Raw genomic sequence first — 15,626 nt, forward strand, 5'->3', positions numbered from 1 at the left:
CGCCCGCCTTTACTCCGCCTCCGCATCCTTCAAGAAATCCGCTTCCAACATCCCGGTCGCGTGTTCGCCGCCGTCGTCGAGGCTTTCGATGCGGACCATGCGGCGGCCGAACGGGTCGTCCCATTGCTGGATGACTATCACCCGGAAGCCGTTGTAGCGATAGGTCTTCCACATCTCGGCGTCGGCCATCGGAGATCCCTGCGGTCGCTTCGTCGTTTCGGGCGTGACGGCGGTCACGGGGTGATCCAGGTCTCCTGCAGATGCCGCCACACCGGCGTCGGCCGGTCGTCGCGCTGGATCAAGAGCGCGGTGGAGAGGCGGTCGGTGGTGCCGCTGTCCTGGATCTGGCGTTCGCGATAGGTGACGACGGCGGTCTTGTCGTCCTGATAGCGCACCACGACCTCGCTGATCTCCATGATCAGCGTCGGCCGCGAGCCGCGCATCGCCGGCAGGCCTGCGGAGAACGCCTCGAACGGCAGCACCTTGCCGGCCGGCGTGATCATGTTGAACCCTTCGTCGAACCGGGCGCGGATCGCCGCCGGATCGTCGCTGCCTTCGGCGCGGAACCAGGCCTGCAGCAGGCGGTGCAGCGCGTCGGCCTCGAGCGGAACGGCGTCGGCGAATGACAGAGTGGTGGTCATCGGAAGTCCTTCAATTTTTGAATGCAGCGTAATCGCTCAGGGCCGCATCAGCACGGATTTCTCCGGCACGCTCTCGGCCCAGCCCGCCTCGAGCGGTGCCACGAACAGGTTCTCGGTGCGGGTGCGGGCGATTTTCCAGACGCCGTTCTCTTTGCGGAACAGGTTGTTGAGGCGGCTGGAGCGTAGCAGCGACGAGCCGTCGCTGAACACCCAGGGCTGGCAATGCACCCACTGGCCGTCGGCCTCGTCGCCGCGCACATGGATCTGCTCCGAGGTGAGATAGTGCACGTTCAGCACCAGCGCGGGGTCGCGCTTCTGGCCCCAGAAGCCCTGGAAGTGCTTGCGGATCGCGGCCTTGCCGACGCTGCGGCCGAACTGATTGTCGTAATAGGCGCCGACGCCTTCCCAGATCGCGTCCTCGGCGTAGAGATCGACGATGCGCTCGATCCGTTCGGCATCGTCCTCAACGCCGAATTCGGGGCAGGGCGTGTCGCACAGGAACATGTAGCGCGCCTGGATGCGGCGGATCTCCGCCTCGGCGGTCAGCGTCGCCACCTGGTTCTGGAGCGCCTGCACGGTCGCGGCGAGCTGGTCGATGGTCATGTGATACAAGCCTCGTTACGAGTGGCAGACGTCGCGCGCCGGCGCGAGGTCGTGATAGGCGCGGTTGAAGTAGATCAGGCCTTCGGGATGGGCGCCGAGCGCGATCGCCTGCACGCGGCAGAAGAACACGCTGTGGGTGCCGACGTCGGTGACTTGCGCGATGCTGCAATCGAGGCTGACGACAGCATCGGCGAGCGCCGGCGCGCCGGTGCTCAGGACACGCCATTCGGCGCCGGCGAAGCGGTCCTCGACCGAGATTCCGCCTTTGCCGAACAGATTGGACAGCGACTGATGCCGGCTCGCCAGCACGTTGACGCACAGCACGCCATTGGCGGACAGCGCGGCGTGGACGTTGGAGGCGCGGTTGACGCAGACCAGCAGCGTCGGCGGATCATCGGTGACGCTGCACACGGCCGATGCGGTGAGGCCATGCAGTCCGGCCGGGCCATTAGTGGTGATGATGTTCACGGCTGCGCCCAGCCGGCTCATCGCCTCGCGAAACTCGCTGCGTTCGACCGTGGTCATCATCGCCGCCCTCATCGCATGAACAGGCCGCCGTTGACGTCCCAGGTCGCGCCGGAGACGAAACCGGATTCGGGCGAGGCGAGCTGCAGCACGATCTGCGCCACGAAGGCGGGATCGCCGATGTCGCCGACCGGAATGTTCGCCTTGAACTCGGCGAAGCGCTCGGCCGGCACGGTCTTGTGCACGATCGGCAGATCGAGCGGGCCGGGCGCGATCGCGTTGACGGTGACGCCGGACTTGCCGAGATCGCGCGCGAACACTTTGGTCAGCGTGACGATGCCGCCCTTCGAGGCGGCATAGTGCGCGCCGGTGGCGGTGCCGCCGTTCTGGCCGGCGAGCGACGCCATATTGACAATGCGGCCGTGGCCGGCGTCGCGGAAGTAAGCGCCGAACACCTGGCAGCCGAGGAAAGTGCCGCGCAGATTGACGGCGATCACCTCGTCGAATTCCTCCGGCGAAATCTCCATCACCGGCCGCGCCACCGTCACGGCGGCGTTGTTGACCAGCACATGCGCGGCGTTCCAGCGCGCCAGGGTCGCCGCAAGCGCGGCGTCGAAATCGCTCTTACGGCGGACGTCGAGCTTGAGCCCGAGCGCCGTCGCACCGCCGGCATCGAGCCGTGCCGCGACGGCGTGAGCCGCCGCTTCGTCGATGTCGCCGATCGCCACCCGATAACCAGCGCCGTGCAACGCCGCGGCGATCAGTTCGCCGAGGCCGCCGCCACCGCCGGTGACCAGCGCGACGCGAGCGCCTTTTGTCACAACAGCACTCACAGGATGTAGCCGATGCCGCCGAGCGCCTCGGTCGAGTTGATCAGCCAGATCACCTTGCGGCGGATCTTCAGCCCGGACTCGCCGCGTACCAGTTCGAACACCACGTCGCCGGTGTAGGTCCGCTCGCGGCCGCGGCGGAATTCGGTGATGATCTGCGCACAGCGTAGCTCGCACACCGTCTCGCTGGTCTTGAGCATCCGGAAGCGCGACAGCGAGCGCACCGTGCGGGCGACGGGCGAGGCCGAGACCGACTGGCCGCTGAGCAGCCGGTCGACGCGCTTCTTGCGCATCTCGTGGTCGTCATAGGCGTAGTTGACGGCGTTCTCGAAATCGGTGACGCCGGGCTCGATCGGCACGATGTAACGGGCGTCGTCGGTCCACAGCGACAGCCACTCGTCATAGACGGCGTGATCGAGCAGATCGGCTTCATACCAGGCGAATTCCATCGCCTCGGCGAGCGTGATGGTCGCAGCGGTGGTGGTGGGGATTGTCATGGCGATGTTCATGGTCAGACCGTCATCATCCGCTTCCATTGATCATAAGCGGCGCGCATGCCGGTCTCGGCGCTGACGTCGCTGCGATGCCGTCCGTCCGGCAGGCTCTCTTCCTTCGGAAAGCCGCGGTTCAGCATGATCCACATGTCCTCGCCGCCCTGGGCGCCGTGCTGGACGCGGTCCCACACTTCGGCGTCGTCGGGGCTGCCGAAGCCCATCGGGCCCTGGAAGAATTCGTGCAGCCGGATACGGGCGCGGTTCGCCGCCGCCGGGCCGCCGTCCATGCCGATCGCGATGTGGCGGATCTCGGTCTCGTTCACCGACACCGGCTGCAGCACGCGGAAGAACGCCATCGAGCAGGCGAGGTTGGGGAACAGATTGATGTTGAAGCCGGAGCCACCGACGGCGCGGACGATGCGGCGGACTTCCGTGTCGGAGTAGCCTTCCGCGGCCAGCTCCTTGGCGAGGTCGGCGAATTTCTCCGGGATCGGCGCTTCGAGATTGTCGTCGAGGTCGATCAGTTCGGGGATCATCACCATCACGCTGTGGCCGTTGCCGAGATCCTCGACGAAGCCGCCATTGTTCAGCATGTCGAGCTGCTGCTCGGTTTCCTTGTCGACCGCGGTGAGGAACGATTTGTGCACCAGCGGGAAGTGATAGGCGTCGGTGGTGTTCTCGAGCTGGATCTTCCAGTTGCCGGGGAAGCGGAATTTGTGTTCGCCGAGCGTCTTCACCGGATAGCCGCCGCCCTGCTTCATGAACAGGTCGATCCATTTCTTGGCGGGGCCGAGGAAGTCGGCGAGCGGTTCGATGTCGTCGCGGAAGGTCGCGAAGATCAGGCCGTTGTAGTCCTCGACGCGGAGCGACTTCAAAGACAGTTGACTGCGGTCGAGTGAGGTTTCGTCGTAGCCGTTTTCGTAAGGCACGCCGCGCAGTTTGCCGTCGAGCGAGTAGCCCCAGCCGTGATACGGGCAGACCAGGCTGGAGGTCTTGCCCTTGCGTACTTCGCACAGCGTCGCGCCGCGGTGCCGGCAGCGGTTGAGGTGGACGTGCACCTGGCCCTTGCGATCGCGCACCACGATCACCGGCTCGAGCCCGACCTGCGCCATCTTGAAGTCGCCGTTGTTCGGGATCTCGCTGACATGCGCGACCCAGACCCAGGTGTTGTGGAAGATCTTGGTCATCTCGGCTTCGAAGATCGCCGGGTCGGTGTAGAGCGGGGTGCGGACGCGATCCTTGCGGATCAATTCGTCCGGATTGCTGGTGAGCTCCGCGAGGCTGGTCATCGGTCAGGTCCTTGTCGCTGGGAAATCGGCGGAAGCGGGATGAAGACGCGGGATCATGGGAAGCCGGGCACTGAGGGCAGGCCGAGCAGCACGCGGCCGGCGCTCTGCAGCGTGCCTTCGTTGAGGAAGGCGTGCTGCGCCACCACGAAGCTGTCGGTCAGCGCGCGGGCCAGCGGGTGGCCCTGATAGATCGAGGTGGTGCCGGTGAGCTCGGTCGCCATCCGGGCGACGGTGGCGCCGGTCTTGGCCGCGTGGCTGGCGGCGAGCCGCAGCACCGTGGTGGTTTCGACCGACGGCTTGTCGCCGGCGCGCACGATGTCCCAGACTTCCTCGGTCGCTTCGTAGAAGAAGGCGCGGGCCGAGCGCAGTTCGGCTTCGGCCTTGGCGACCGCGACCTGCACATAGCCGCGATCGGCGAGCTTCGGCGCGCCGGTGATCGACACCCGGCCGCCCGCCATCTCGATCACATCGTCGAGCGCGCCGCGGGCGACGCCGAGGCCGACCACGGCCAGCACCTGCGCGGCGAGGCCGAGCGACGGGTAGCGATAGATGTCGGCGTCGACCGAGGCAGCGCCGCCGCGGATCAGCGTCCACTCTTCGGGCACGACCACGTCCTTGACGACGAGGTCGTGGCTGCCGGTGCCTTCGAGGCCGATGACGTTCCAGTTCGGGCGGATCTCGACCTTGTCGGCCGGCATCACCGCGACCCGCGGCAGGCCGCCGGAATGATCGCCCTCGACCTGGATGCCGACGCCGATCAGCGAGGCGCCGGTCGAGCCGCTGCCGAACTTCCAGGTTCCGTTGACGAGGAAGCCATCGGGCGTGCGCTTGGCCGGCTGCAGCGGGAACAGGCCGCCGGCGAACACCACGTCGGGGCCGTTCGCGTAGAGCTTGCGCAGCGTCGGCTCGGGCAGCGCGGCCAGATACGTGGCGGCGGCGCCGAAGCTCGCGACCCAGCCGGTCGAGCCGTCGGCCTGTGCAATCTTCTCGATCATCCGGCAGAACTCGGCCGGGCTCTTCTCGTCGCCGCCGAACATCCGGGCGACCATCGCCCGGTAGATGCCGGCCTTGCGCAGCCGTTCGATGATGTCCTGCGAAACGTGCTGCTGCGCGCTGAATTCGGCGCGGCGGGCGCGGATGTCGGCGATCAGCGCGCCGAAATCCTCGACCGGCGCGGCCGGCTTCAAGTGGATCACGCTGGCGACGTCGGTCATGGTGTCCTCTTTGCGGTTGGCGCTGCGTCCGCGCTGTGAGGAGGTTCGATGCCTGCGATCGTCGGCGTCGACCGTCTCGCTACCTGCAAAAGACAATCATGAACTACTCGAACATTCCAGTGAATTATCGAGCGTCCGCGCATCAATTTCGGGCGTTTGCCTGCACGTGATCTGCTCATCGTGCGAACCGGACAGGCAATCGCGTGATGCTGCGGCGCACGTCCCTCGGTGCGCAAGCGGGGCTGCACGGGTCGTCGGCGGGCGGGCGCGTAGCTCGGACTCAGCGGGAACTGATCGTGTTTTTTCGCGCGATGGCATGCCGCGGTGTCTGGAATAATTGTCGATGAGCCTGCCGAGATATTGTCATTTTCCACGATCTCGGGAAGTGTCACGGCGATGCAGCGAGCGGCGCTGCGCCGCCGCCACGAACCGATCAGACCAGCCAGGACGGACAGATGCAGAGCAAGAACGACGGCATGAAGCGGAGAATCCGGGCCGACGACAGCCGCTTTCTCAGCAACCGCTCGCCGTTCTTCCACAATGTGCGGATGCTGGCGCGCTATTCGGCGCGGATGAACGCGATCCTGAAACCCGCCGGCCTCGACGTGCCGAAATGGCGGGTGCTGATGCTGCTGATCGAAGGGCGGCCGGTCACCGTGTCGCAGATCGCCGACGAGGCGGTGGTCAATATTTCCACCATGGCCAAGATCATCAACCGGATGACCGACGACGGTCTGGTGACGGTCCGCACCTCCAGCACCGACGCCCGCTCGACCGAAGTGTTCATCACCGAAGCGGGCGAGCAGGTGCTCGAACTGGTGCGCGACAAGGTCGCTTACCTGTTCAAGGAAGCGCTGCGCGGGCTGACCAAGGCCGAGGTGCAGCTTCTCAACACGCTGTCGGTCAAGATCTACGACAACCTCTCGCCGTAGCGCGCAAGCCTCGGGAATCGCGATCGTTTTCGCCGATCAGCCGGCGCCGGGCGGTGCTCCGCGGCTGCGCCGATCGCAGGCGATTTGACTGCGAAAGCAGCAAATGCTCGCGAGATTATGTGCAGGCCGCCGCTATAAGTTGCTTGATTGTTCGCTGGAATATTTCACTAATTGGACCCGTCATGCAGACGGGAATTAGTCGCGTTAAAACCCTCTGCAGACCTCCGCGCCTGACCCGAGCGGCCGTAGCCGCGAAGCCGGTGGCGGCCCCGCAACGACGGATCGGAAGAGGGACTCATGCAGACATTCAAGGCGTTCGCGGCCGCGGCGATCCTGACGGCGCTGGCCGGCCCGGCGATGGCCCAGGTCAAGATCGGCGTCATCGCGTCGTCGACCGGGCCGATCTCGGTTGTCGGCCTGCAGCAGAAGAACACGGTGGCGCTGCTGCCGAAGACCATCGGCGACGTCACGGTCGACTACATCTACATGGACGACAACAGCGATCCCACGCAGGCCACCAAGAACGTCCAGAAGTTCCTGATCGAGGACAAGGTCGACGCCATCATCGGTCCGTCGGGCTCGCCCAACGCGGTCGCGGTGCTGCCGTTCATCGCCGACGCCCAGACCGTGATGCTCGCCCCGGTCGGCTCCACCGCGGTGGTGCTGCCGATGGACGACAAGAAGAAGTGGGTGTTCAAGACCACCCAGAACGACAATCTGGTCATGGACGCGCTGGTCGCGCACATGAAGACGAACGGCGTCAAGACGGTGGCCTTCATCGGCACCAACGATCCGCTCGGCGCCAACTTCGCCAAGGCGTTCAAGGCGGTGATCGAGAAGGAAGGCATCAAGCTGGTCGCCGAAGAGACCTTCGGCCGTTCCGATACGTCGGTGGCCGGGCAGGCGCTGAAGATCCTGTCGGCCTCGCCCGACGCGGTGCTGGTCGGCGCCGCCGGCGCGACGACCGTGCTGCCGGAAGTGACGCTGGTCGATCAGGGCTACAAGGGCAAGATCTACCAGACCCACGGCGCCGCGACGCCGGAATTCCTCAAGCTCGGCGGCAAGAAGGTCGAGGGCACCGTGCTGGCCGCGAGCCCGATGCTGGTGCAGTCGCAGATCGGCGACGACGTGCCGTCGAAGGCCTCGGGCCAGGCCTATATCGACGCCTACACCAAGGTCTACAACGTCGCGCCCGGCACCTTCGGCGCCAACGTCTGGGACGCCGGCCTGCTGCTCGAGCGCACCGTGCCGATCGCCGCCGCCAAGGCCAAGCCGGGCACGCCTGAATTCCGCGCCGCGCTGCGCGACGCGCTGGAGAACGTCAAGGAGCTGACCGGCGCGCAGGGTGTCTACAACATGACGCCGGCCGATCACTCCGGCTTCGACAAGCGCAGCATCGTCACCATCACGGTGAAGGACGGTGCCTGGCAGCTGCTGAAGTAACAGCCGCGCGCGCCGCGGATCGCATCACGCGGTCCGCGGCGAGCTCAGTGTCGCTCGACCATCGCCCGGCAGACGACGCCCCGCTCGCGCCGCCCGAAAGGATCTTCGTGAATCTCGTCGTCGCTCTGTTCTTGGCTCAGGATGGCATCGCCAACGGCGTGGTCTATGCGCTGCTGGCGGTGGCGATCGTGGTGCTGTTCTCGGTCACCCGCATCACCTTCGTGCCGCAGGGCGAATTCGTCTCCTACGGAGCGCTGACCTTCGTGACGCTGCAGGACGGCCAGCGGCCGGGCACGATCCCACTGCTCGGCCTGTTGATCGCGCTGCATATCGTGCTCGATCTCGTCGGCGGCTGGCGCAAGCAGCGGCCGACGGCGCTGCTGCTCGCGAGCCTGCGCAGCGTCGCCAGCGCGCTGATCGTGCTGGCGCTGGCCTATGCGGCCACCAGCTTCGATCTGCCGCTGCTGCTGAAAGCGGTCATCGCGATCGCGGTGATCACTGCCGCCGGCCCGCTGCTGTACCGCATCGTCTATCAGCCGCTCGCCGACGCCTCGGTGCTGGTGCTGCTGATCGTGTCGGTGGCGCTGCATTTCGTCATGACCGGGCTGGCGCTGTACATCTTCGGCCCGAGCGGCCAGCGCTCGGCGCCGCTGCTCGACATCACCTTTCCGGTGATGGGCGTGCCGATCGCCGGCCAGACGCTGCTGATCCTCGGCGTCACCGTGGTGGTGATTGCCGCTTTGTACTTCGCCTCGCAGCACACGCTCTATGGCAAGGCCATGCAGGCGGTGGCGCTGAACCGCACCGGCGCGCGGCTGATGGGCATCTCCACCTCGCTGGCCGGCCGCGCCTCGTTCCTGGTCGCCGCCTTCATCGGGGCGCTGGCCGGCGTGCTGATCTCGCCGACCACCACGATCCTGTACGACACCGGCTTCCTGCTCGGCCTCAAGGGATTCGTCGGCGCCATCCTCGGCGGCTTGGCCAGCTATCCGATCTCGGCACTCGGCGCGCTGCTGATCGGCCTGCTGGAGAGCTATTCGTCGTTTTTCGCCTCGACCTATAAGGAAGTCATCGTCTTCAGCCTGATCATCCCGATCCTCTTGGTGCAGACGCTGCGCCAGCACCGCATCAAGGAGGACGACGATCACGGCGCCGAGCCGCTGCCGGCGCAGGCCAATTTGTCGCCGCAGGCGCTGCAGCTCCGCCGCCGCATCAAAACCGGGCTCGGCGTCGCCTTCGTGCTCGCCGTCGCGGCCGCGCCGGTTCTGATCTCGGACTACGAGATCGCGCTGCTGAACTATGTCGGCCTCGCCGCCATCGTGGTGCTCGGCCTGGTGCTGCTCACCGGCGTCGCCGGGCTGACCTCGTTCGCCCAGGCCGCCTATGTGGGCATCGGCGCCTACATCACCGGCTACGTCTCCTCTACCTACGGCCTGTCGCCCTGGCTGACGCTGCCGCTGGCGCTCGCGGTCGCCTTCGTGCTGGCGCTGTTCGGCTCGCTGATCACCGCGCGGCTGTCGGGCCACTATCTGCCGCTGGCGACGCTGTCGCTCGCGGTCGTCGCCTACTATCTGTTCGCCGCGTTGCCGCAGACCGGCGGCCAGGCCGGCATGACCAACATCCCGCCGCTGACCATCGCCGGCTACGCCATGCACAGTCCGAAGGCCTGGTATGTCGGCATCTGGGGCGCGCTGCTGCTGTTGCAGCTGGCGATGACCAATCTGCTCGACTCCCGCCCTGGCCGCGCCATCCGCGCGCTGAAGTCCGGTACCATCATGGCCGAGAGCCTCGGCGTCGACACCTGGAAGGCCAAGATCGCCGCCTTCGTCATCGCCTGTCTGTTGGCGGCGCTGGCCGGCTGGATCTACGCGCACTATCAGCGCTTCCTCAACCCGTCGCCGTTCTCGTTCAACCAGGGCATCGAATATTTGTTCATGGCGGTGATCGGCGGGGCCGGCTCGATCGGCGGCGCGCTGGTCGGCTCGGGCATCGTGGTGCTGGCCAATCAGTGGCTGCAGACCAACCTGCCGCTGCTGCTCGGCATGCAGGGCGATTTCCAGGTGATCATCTTCGGCATCGTCGCGATGGCGATGCTGCAGCTATTGCCGCGCGGCATCTGGCCGGCGCTGCTCGATCTCACCGGGATGCGGCTGCCGAAGGCGTGGTCGATGTCGACCGACACCGCGCCGCTGCCGGCGCGCGACAAACCGCAGCCGGGCGAGACCGTGCTGGCGGTGCGCGGCGTCTCCAAGAATTTCGGCGCCATCGCCGCCAACCGCGACATCAGCCTCGATGCCCGGGCCGGCGAGATCCTGGCGCTGATCGGCCCGAACGGCGCCGGCAAGAGCACGCTGTTCGACCTGATCTCCGGCGTGCAGCGGCCGTCGAGCGGCACTGTGCACTTCCTCGGCCGCGAGAGCAGCTACTTCCCGCGGACGCTGTCGCGCGACGGCATGGGCCGCACCTTCCAGCACGTCCGCATCATTCCCGAAATGACCGTGCTGGAGAACACCGCGCTCGGCACCCACGCCCGCGTCGATACCTCGTTCGCCGCGGCGGCGCTGCGGCTCGACCGAAAGGCCGAAGCGCGGCTGATCGGCGAGGCGCTCCGCCAGCTCGGCCGCGTCGGGCTGGAGAGTAGCGCCACGCAAACTGCCGGCAGCCTGTCGCTCGGCCAGCAGCGCGTCCTGGAGATCGCCCGCGCGCTCGCCTCCGATCCCTGCCTGCTGCTGCTGGATGAACCCGCCGCCGGCCTGCGCCATCTCGAAAAGCAGGCGCTGGCGCGCCTCCTGAAGCAGCTCAAGGCCGAGGGCATCGCGGTGATCGTGGTCGAGCACGACATGGATTTCGTCATGAACCTCGCCGACCGCATCGTCGTCATGCAGTTCGGCCAGAAGCTTGCCGAAGGCACGCCATGCGAGATCCAGCGCAATCCGGCCGTGATCGAGGCCTATCTCGGAGGCGCCGAATGACCGCGACGACGAGCGATCTCCTGTTGCAGGCCGACCGCATCAACATCGGTTACGGCCGCGTCGACGTCGTGCATGGCGTCAGTCTCAACGTCCGCCGCGGCCAGATCATCGCTATCATCGGCCCCAACGGCGCCGGCAAGACCACGCTGCTCAGCGGCCTGATGGGGCTGCTGCCGGTGAAGGGCGCGCTGAGCTTCTTCGGCGAACCCGCCGCCGAGCAGCCGACCGTCGAAGCCCTGGTCGGGCGCGGCGTCACGCTGATCCCAGAGACCCGCGAATTGTTCGGGCCGATGAGCGTCGAGGACAATCTGCGGCTCGGCGGCTTCGCCCGCTATCAGCAGGGCCACCGCGATCTCGAGGCCGGGCTTGAAGAAGTCTACGCGCTGATGCCGCGGCTGCGCGAGCGCAAGGCGCAGGCGGCCAAGACGTTGTCCGGCGGCGAGCGACAGATGCTGGCGATGGGCCGGGCGCTGATGTCGAAGCCGCAGCTGTTGCTGCTCGACGAGCCGAGCCTCGGGCTGGCGCCGCTGATCACCCGCGACATTCTGCGGACCGTTGCGACACTGCGCGATCGCGGCATGTCGTGTCTGCTGGTCGAGCAGAACGCCAAAGCGGCGCTGCGCATCGCCGACTACGCCTATGTGATGGAATCCGGCGCCTTCGTGCTGGAAGGCCCGGCCGCCGAGATCGCGGCCAATCCGGACGTCATCGCCTCCTATCTGGGCGTGCGCACCGCCGCTGCGGCCGACGCTCACTGACACGCGGCCCGCCGAAGCGTCGCTCCGGCGGGGACGGACTTCGTAGCAACCAGGAGCGATCGCTCATGAACGCGCATGCCAAGTTGGACCATATGACCGAAGCCCAGCTCCGCACCGAGCTGGCGCTGTGCTACCGGCTGATCGATTTCTTCGGCTGGACCGAGATGATCTTCAACCACGTCTCGGTGCGGCTGCCCGGCGCCGAGAAGCGCTATCTCGTCAATCCGTTCGGCCTCAACTACAACGAGGTGACGCCGGACAATCTGCTGACCGTCGACGTCTCCGGCGAGCTGGTCGGCACCTCCAACTACAGGCCGAACCCGGCCGGCTTTGCGCTGCACGGCGCCATCCACTCGGCGCGCGAGGATCTGCACTGCGTGCTGCACGCCCACACCACGCCGATGTCGGCGGTGGCGCAGAAGGCGGGCGGGCTGAGCCATGACAGCTTCTACGGCGCGCAGCTGACCGGGCGCGTCGGCTATCACACCTTCGAGGGCATCACGCTGTACGACGACGAGCGCGAGCGCATGCTGGCGAGCCTCGGCCAGGGCGACGTGCTGATCCTGCGCAGCCACGGCGTCGCGGTCGGTGCGCCGGATATTCCGCGCGCCTTCATGCTGCTGTGGACGGTGCAGCGTGCCTGCGAAATCCAGTGCGCGGCCGGCGGCATTCCCGGCCCGGATACGCCGCTTCCGGATCAGGTCAAACAGCAATGCGTCGACAGCTCGAAGGATCTGATCGCCGAAAGCAGTTTCGCGCGGCTGTTCTTCGACGCCGCGGTGCGCCGCATGACCAAGGCGCAGGGGCCGGCGTTCTGAACGCGGGCGTTGCACACGCCATGAGCGACAGCGTGCCAGGCGCGGGCGCCACCGGGGCATCGGTGGCGTCCGCTACTCGCCTGAAACTGTGCGTGGTCGGCGCCGGCGCGATCGGCACCGCGCTGGCGGTGCGGCTTGCCGCCGGCGGCCACGAGGTCGGCGTACTGGCGCGCGGCGCCCGGCAGACCTTCATTGCCGCACACGGCCTGACGCTGCGCGATGGCGACCTCGATCTGGCGTTCCGGCCGGCTTTGGCCAATCTCGCAGATCTGTCGGCCTACGACCTGGTGATCGTCGCGGTCAAAGCCGGCGCGCTGCCGGCGCTGCTGCCGCGGCTGGCGCAGGCGATGCGGTCGGATGCGCTGCTGATGCCGGCCATCAACGGCCTGCCGTGGTGGTATGGCCTCGGCGAACGCGCGCCGCTTGGCGGCCGGTCGCTGGCAGCTGTCGATCCGGACGGCGCGCTGCTGCCGCTGTTCGCGCCGGAGCGGCTGATCGGCTGCGTCGTGTACAGCCGCGTCACAATGCTGGGCAGCGGCCACGTCATCGTCAGCGGCCGGCAGGACTTGCAGCTCGGCGCGGTCGGCGGCGTGCCGCCGATTGCAGCCATCGCGGCGCAATTCTCCGCAGCCGGCATCGCGGTTCGGGTCGAGCCGGATATCCGCCGCGCGGTGTGGCGCAAGCTGATCCGCAATGCGGCCACGAACGTCGTCACCGCGCTGACCGGCGCGACGCTGGAGCAGCTCGGCCATGATGCTGAGGCGCTGCGGATCGCCACCGATATCGCCGGCGAGGTCGCGGGCCTTGCCGCGCGCTGTGGCCGCGGCGTCGATCCGGAGATCGACGAACTGATCGCGGTGCTGCGCAGCGCCGGGCCGTTCGCCACCTCGATGCTGCAGGACGTCCGCCACGGCCGCGAGCCGGAGCTCGGCGCGATCGCGCAGGCGCCGCTGCAGCTGGCCGAACTGCTCGACCACCCGATGCCGAATCTGCGCGCCGTCGCGGCGCTGCTCAGGCTGCACGTCCGCTCCCGCTGAGGCGGACGAGTGAGTGCCCGCGTGGGTGCATTGCCTCTCAGCGTACATGCCAATGGCTGGACGTGCCTCACGCCAAAGACCAAGCCCAGAGTTGATCGGCATCAACGTCGTTTGGCTGCAGCAGCGCGATGCTGCGGCCACTGCATCTCATGCAGGGGGATCACGATCATGATGAACTTCGACATGCTGCTGATCGCGGCCGCGGCCCTGTCCACCGCTGTCATCCTGTTCGGTGTTGTAATCATGAGTTGTCACGAGGCCGATCATCAGCACGCCCGCGCGGTGCTGCCGCCCCGGCAGAAGTAACAGCGCAACGAGCCGATGGCGGTCGCCAGCGGCAATGGCCTTCCGCTCGGCGGGATGACGTCAGCGACGGGTAGCTTCGCTGAGGTCCCGCTTGATGGTCTCGAGCAAGGACGCCAGTACATCGGTGGCTGGCGGAGTGTGAGCCGCGGGCAAGGACCGCCGCAGCGCGCCGGCATTGACCGCGAACGGCGGAGGCGCGGCCGTCGACGCAATCGTTTGCGCCACGGGCGCGGCCGCCTTTTGCGCCACAGGCGCGGCTGCCGGTGGGATCGTCGCGGCAGCGCTGACGTTGGCTTGCGGCCTTGCGTTCGGAGCGGCCGGGTTGGTCACGGCCGGCTTGATAGAGTCCGGCTTGGCCATGGCTGCACGCAGCGGCAGCTGTTGTCGGCCGGCGGCGGCCGGCGCTAGTACCTCGGGTGAGGCCGCCGCCTGCTCCGCCGATGCGGACCGCAACTCGGTGGCGATCGTCCCCGCCGGAGCGGCGGTGTTTGCCGCGATGCGCGGACGGCGCGGTAATTCGGGCGGCCACTCCGCGCGGTTCGATTGGGGACGTGGCTCGCCAGCCACCGGCATCGGGATCACGAACGAGCCGTACAGCACGTCCTCATGCCGCCCGACCAGCCACAACGCCAGCCAGTATGCGGCAGCGATGGACATCACGCCCAGGATGCTGAGCTCAAGCATGGCCCACCGCCAATGTGAGGTCGGTCATGCAGGACATCACGCAGCGCCCAGGATCTGGTCGCCGGCGCTCCCGATCAGCATGTCGAATTGAACTAATTCGCATCTTCAGCCCTCGGGAACTGATTGATTCCGGAAGGTGGACCGCCACGCAAGCGGATTCTGGGGTGCAGGTACTCGCACTTGCAGACAAAAGCGCCGGGCGTGAGCCCGGCGCTGCCGATCAGGCCGTAATCTGTGAGTTCGTTCAGCGGCTGAGCAGTACCGGCAGACCGAGCATCGACGAGAACGGCGCCGGATCGTTGATCAGCTTCGCCGAACCGTTCTGATTGGCTGAGAGCTGCGAGAACGGCTTCTGGCTCGAAGTCAGCGACGACCACGGCTTCTGACTCGCAGCCAGCGACGAGAACGGCTTCTGCGACGCCGATAGCAACGGCCCGAAGATCGACGACAGGAAGAAGTTCGAACTGGTCAGCTCCGGAAAGATGCCACCGAGCGTGGTGCGCGACTCGGTCAGGCGCGGCGCGCCGGTCAGGTTGGCGGACGAACTCAGCGGAGCGCTGGCGTAGCTCGGTGTCGCGCTCGACGGGCCATGGCGATTGAGAATGGCTTCGGCCTGCCCGCCCTTGCCGAACGGCGGGTCCACGCTTACCAAAGTACCGCTACCGTTGCGGCTGATCAGTTCGGCATTGTCGAACGAAGCTGCCTTCAGCTCGGCGACCGCCGCCTGAGCCTTCTTCGCGTCGTCGTATGCTTTCACAATTTGCGTCATGCTTACCTTCCTCGATCGTGGTGGGGCAAAGGAATCTCAGTATTCACCGACAATTCCAACGCCGGAACCCAGTTCCCAATCTCGCATATAATCACGTTGCAGCAAGCCAATTTGCGCATTGGATTACCGGTGACAACGCGTCGCAGCAAACTAAGTAAGCGTGGCGTCAACTCGCTTGCTCAGGATCAATCTGTTCGCCGGATTTGATTACCGCAGCATCATCCATTGGTATGGCTAGGGGGTAGGTCGATCCGGGTCGCGCCTCCGCAGCTTGCGGATGCAAAGTGGTCGCGGAATCTCTAGCCGATCGCCGGGCACAGTTCTGTCCGGGGTCTTCCGGACAGGTGTTCACGCCGCCGACGCATCCCTGT

17 protein-coding genes are annotated in these 15,626 nt (G+C 66.8%); 7 read left to right on the forward strand and 10 right to left on the reverse strand.

The window, feature by feature from the left end; translation table 11 throughout:
• Nucleotides 1–9: 9 nt before the first annotated feature.
• Genes D4Q52_RS16625 through D4Q52_RS16660 form a run of 8 tightly spaced genes read right to left on the reverse strand, consistent with a single transcriptional unit; the run spans nucleotide 10 to nucleotide 5,536 of the window.
• On the reverse strand, nucleotides 10–237 hold the full coding sequence (locus D4Q52_RS16625; protein ID WP_147407815.1) for a hypothetical protein: 228 nt from the start codon (nucleotides 235–237) through the stop codon (nucleotides 10–12).
• Nucleotides 234–641, reverse strand: coding sequence for a DUF4440 domain-containing protein (locus D4Q52_RS16630; RefSeq protein WP_119857692.1), 408 nt, complete (start codon nucleotides 639–641; stop codon nucleotides 234–236). The genes D4Q52_RS16625 and D4Q52_RS16630 overlap by 4 nt, the downstream gene beginning before the upstream one ends.
• Nucleotides 642–677: 36 nt before the next feature.
• On the reverse strand, nucleotides 678–1,244 hold the full coding sequence (locus tag D4Q52_RS16635; RefSeq protein ID WP_119857693.1) for a nuclear transport factor 2 family protein: 567 nt from the start codon (nucleotides 1,242–1,244) through the stop codon (nucleotides 678–680).
• 15 nt (nucleotides 1,245–1,259) lie between these two features.
• Nucleotides 1,260–1,772 (reverse strand): flavin reductase, encoded by a 513-nt coding sequence (locus D4Q52_RS16640; RefSeq protein ID WP_234831225.1) that lies wholly within the window; start codon nucleotides 1,770–1,772, stop codon nucleotides 1,260–1,262.
• An 8-nt stretch (nucleotides 1,773–1,780) separates the two neighbouring features.
• Nucleotides 1,781–2,530 carry an SDR family NAD(P)-dependent oxidoreductase gene (locus tag D4Q52_RS16645; RefSeq protein WP_119857695.1) on the reverse strand — a complete coding sequence of 250 codons (750 nt, stop codon included), beginning with the start codon at nucleotides 2,528–2,530 and terminating at the stop codon, nucleotides 1,781–1,783.
• Between the two features lie 8 nt (nucleotides 2,531–2,538).
• On the reverse strand, nucleotides 2,539–3,036 hold the full coding sequence (locus tag D4Q52_RS16650) for an aromatic-ring-hydroxylating dioxygenase subunit beta (protein ID WP_234831226.1): 498 nt from the start codon (nucleotides 3,034–3,036) through the stop codon (nucleotides 2,539–2,541).
• A 14-nt stretch (nucleotides 3,037–3,050) separates the two neighbouring features.
• Nucleotides 3,051–4,322 carry an aromatic ring-hydroxylating oxygenase subunit alpha gene (locus D4Q52_RS16655; protein WP_119857697.1) on the reverse strand — a complete coding sequence of 424 codons (1,272 nt, stop codon included), beginning with the start codon at nucleotides 4,320–4,322 and terminating at the stop codon, nucleotides 3,051–3,053.
• A gap of 53 nt (nucleotides 4,323–4,375) precedes the next feature.
• On the reverse strand, nucleotides 4,376–5,536 hold the full coding sequence (locus D4Q52_RS16660) for an acyl-CoA dehydrogenase family protein (RefSeq protein WP_119857698.1): 1,161 nt from the start codon (nucleotides 5,534–5,536) through the stop codon (nucleotides 4,376–4,378).
• A 455-nt stretch (nucleotides 5,537–5,991) separates the two neighbouring features.
• Here D4Q52_RS16660 and D4Q52_RS16665 point away from each other — a divergent pair, with 455 nt between their 5' ends.
• The 7 genes from D4Q52_RS16665 (at nucleotide 5,992) to D4Q52_RS26535 (ending at nucleotide 13,802) form a co-directional block, all read left to right on the forward strand.
• Nucleotides 5,992–6,468 (forward strand): MarR family winged helix-turn-helix transcriptional regulator, encoded by a 477-nt coding sequence (locus tag D4Q52_RS16665; RefSeq protein ID WP_119857699.1) that lies wholly within the window; start codon nucleotides 5,992–5,994, stop codon nucleotides 6,466–6,468.
• Between the two features lie 297 nt (nucleotides 6,469–6,765).
• Nucleotides 6,766–7,911, forward strand: a complete 1,146-nt coding sequence (locus tag D4Q52_RS16670) for an ABC transporter substrate-binding protein (RefSeq protein ID WP_119857700.1) — start codon at nucleotides 6,766–6,768, stop codon at nucleotides 7,909–7,911.
• 107 nt (nucleotides 7,912–8,018) lie between these two features.
• Nucleotides 8,019–10,883 carry a branched-chain amino acid ABC transporter permease/ATP-binding protein gene (locus D4Q52_RS26965; protein ID WP_119857792.1) on the forward strand — a complete coding sequence of 955 codons (2,865 nt, stop codon included), beginning with the start codon at nucleotides 8,019–8,021 and terminating at the stop codon, nucleotides 10,881–10,883.
• Entirely contained in the window at nucleotides 10,880–11,641 is a 762-nt protein-coding gene (locus tag D4Q52_RS16680; protein ID WP_119857701.1) for an ABC transporter ATP-binding protein, read from the forward strand. Before D4Q52_RS26965 ends, D4Q52_RS16680 begins: the two co-directional genes overlap by 4 nt.
• Nucleotides 11,642–11,706: 65 nt before the next feature.
• A complete protein-coding gene (locus D4Q52_RS16685) occupies nucleotides 11,707–12,459 on the forward strand; it encodes a class II aldolase/adducin family protein (protein WP_119857702.1) in 753 nt (250 codons plus the stop codon).
• Between the two features lie 20 nt (nucleotides 12,460–12,479).
• Nucleotides 12,480–13,496, forward strand: a complete 1,017-nt coding sequence (locus D4Q52_RS16690; protein ID WP_182915343.1) for a ketopantoate reductase family protein — start codon at nucleotides 12,480–12,482, stop codon at nucleotides 13,494–13,496.
• Nucleotides 13,497–13,664: 168 nt separating this feature from the next.
• A complete protein-coding gene (locus tag D4Q52_RS26535; protein ID WP_182915344.1) occupies nucleotides 13,665–13,802 on the forward strand; it encodes a hypothetical protein in 138 nt (45 codons plus the stop codon).
• Between the two features lie 60 nt (nucleotides 13,803–13,862).
• On the opposite strand, the gene D4Q52_RS16695 is transcribed toward D4Q52_RS26535, so the two are convergent.
• Both D4Q52_RS16695 and D4Q52_RS16700 read right to left on the reverse strand, forming a co-directional pair.
• On the reverse strand, nucleotides 13,863–14,486 hold the full coding sequence (locus D4Q52_RS16695) for a hypothetical protein (RefSeq protein WP_119857704.1): 624 nt from the start codon (nucleotides 14,484–14,486) through the stop codon (nucleotides 13,863–13,865).
• Between the two features lie 244 nt (nucleotides 14,487–14,730).
• Nucleotides 14,731–15,255, reverse strand: coding sequence for a hypothetical protein (locus D4Q52_RS16700; RefSeq protein WP_119857705.1), 525 nt, complete (start codon nucleotides 15,253–15,255; stop codon nucleotides 14,731–14,733).
• Nucleotides 15,256–15,626 lie beyond the last annotated feature (371 nt).

The organism is Rhodopseudomonas palustris, from assembly GCF_003591005.1.
Classification (GTDB): Bacteria; Pseudomonadota; Alphaproteobacteria; order Rhizobiales; family Xanthobacteraceae; genus Rhodopseudomonas; species Rhodopseudomonas palustris_K.

Excerpts from the sequence above, each read along its gene's own strand:
- D4Q52_RS16685 (WP_119857702.1), top strand. The coding sequence starts at position 11,707 with ATGAACGCGCATGCCAAGTTGGACCATATGACCGAAGCCCAGCTCCGC.
- D4Q52_RS16665 (WP_119857699.1), top strand. The coding sequence starts at position 5,992 with ATGCAGAGCAAGAACGACGGCATGAAGCGGAGAATCCGGGCCGACGAC.
- D4Q52_RS16640 (WP_234831225.1), bottom strand. The coding sequence starts at position 1,772 with ATGATGACCACGGTCGAACGCAGCGAGTTTCGCGAGGCGATGAGCCGG.
- D4Q52_RS16650 (WP_234831226.1), bottom strand. The coding sequence starts at position 3,036 with ATGACAATCCCCACCACCACCGCTGCGACCATCACGCTCGCCGAGGCG.
- D4Q52_RS26535 (WP_182915344.1), top strand. The coding sequence starts at position 13,665 with ATGATGAACTTCGACATGCTGCTGATCGCGGCCGCGGCCCTGTCCACC.
- D4Q52_RS16655 (WP_119857697.1), bottom strand. The coding sequence starts at position 4,322 with ATGACCAGCCTCGCGGAGCTCACCAGCAATCCGGACGAATTGATCCGC.
- D4Q52_RS16670 (WP_119857700.1), top strand. The coding sequence starts at position 6,766 with ATGCAGACATTCAAGGCGTTCGCGGCCGCGGCGATCCTGACGGCGCTG.
- D4Q52_RS16635 (WP_119857693.1), bottom strand. The coding sequence starts at position 1,244 with ATGACCATCGACCAGCTCGCCGCGACCGTGCAGGCGCTCCAGAACCAG.
- D4Q52_RS16695 (WP_119857704.1), bottom strand. The coding sequence starts at position 14,486 with ATGCTTGAGCTCAGCATCCTGGGCGTGATGTCCATCGCTGCCGCATAC.
- D4Q52_RS16680 (WP_119857701.1), top strand. The coding sequence starts at position 10,880 with ATGACCGCGACGACGAGCGATCTCCTGTTGCAGGCCGACCGCATCAAC.
- D4Q52_RS16690 (WP_182915343.1), top strand. The coding sequence starts at position 12,480 with ATGAGCGACAGCGTGCCAGGCGCGGGCGCCACCGGGGCATCGGTGGCG.
- D4Q52_RS16630 (WP_119857692.1), bottom strand. The coding sequence starts at position 641 with ATGACCACCACTCTGTCATTCGCCGACGCCGTTCCGCTCGAGGCCGAC.
- D4Q52_RS16660 (WP_119857698.1), bottom strand. The coding sequence starts at position 5,536 with ATGACCGACGTCGCCAGCGTGATCCACTTGAAGCCGGCCGCGCCGGTC.
- D4Q52_RS16700 (WP_119857705.1), bottom strand. The coding sequence starts at position 15,255 with ATGACGCAAATTGTGAAAGCATACGACGACGCGAAGAAGGCTCAGGCG.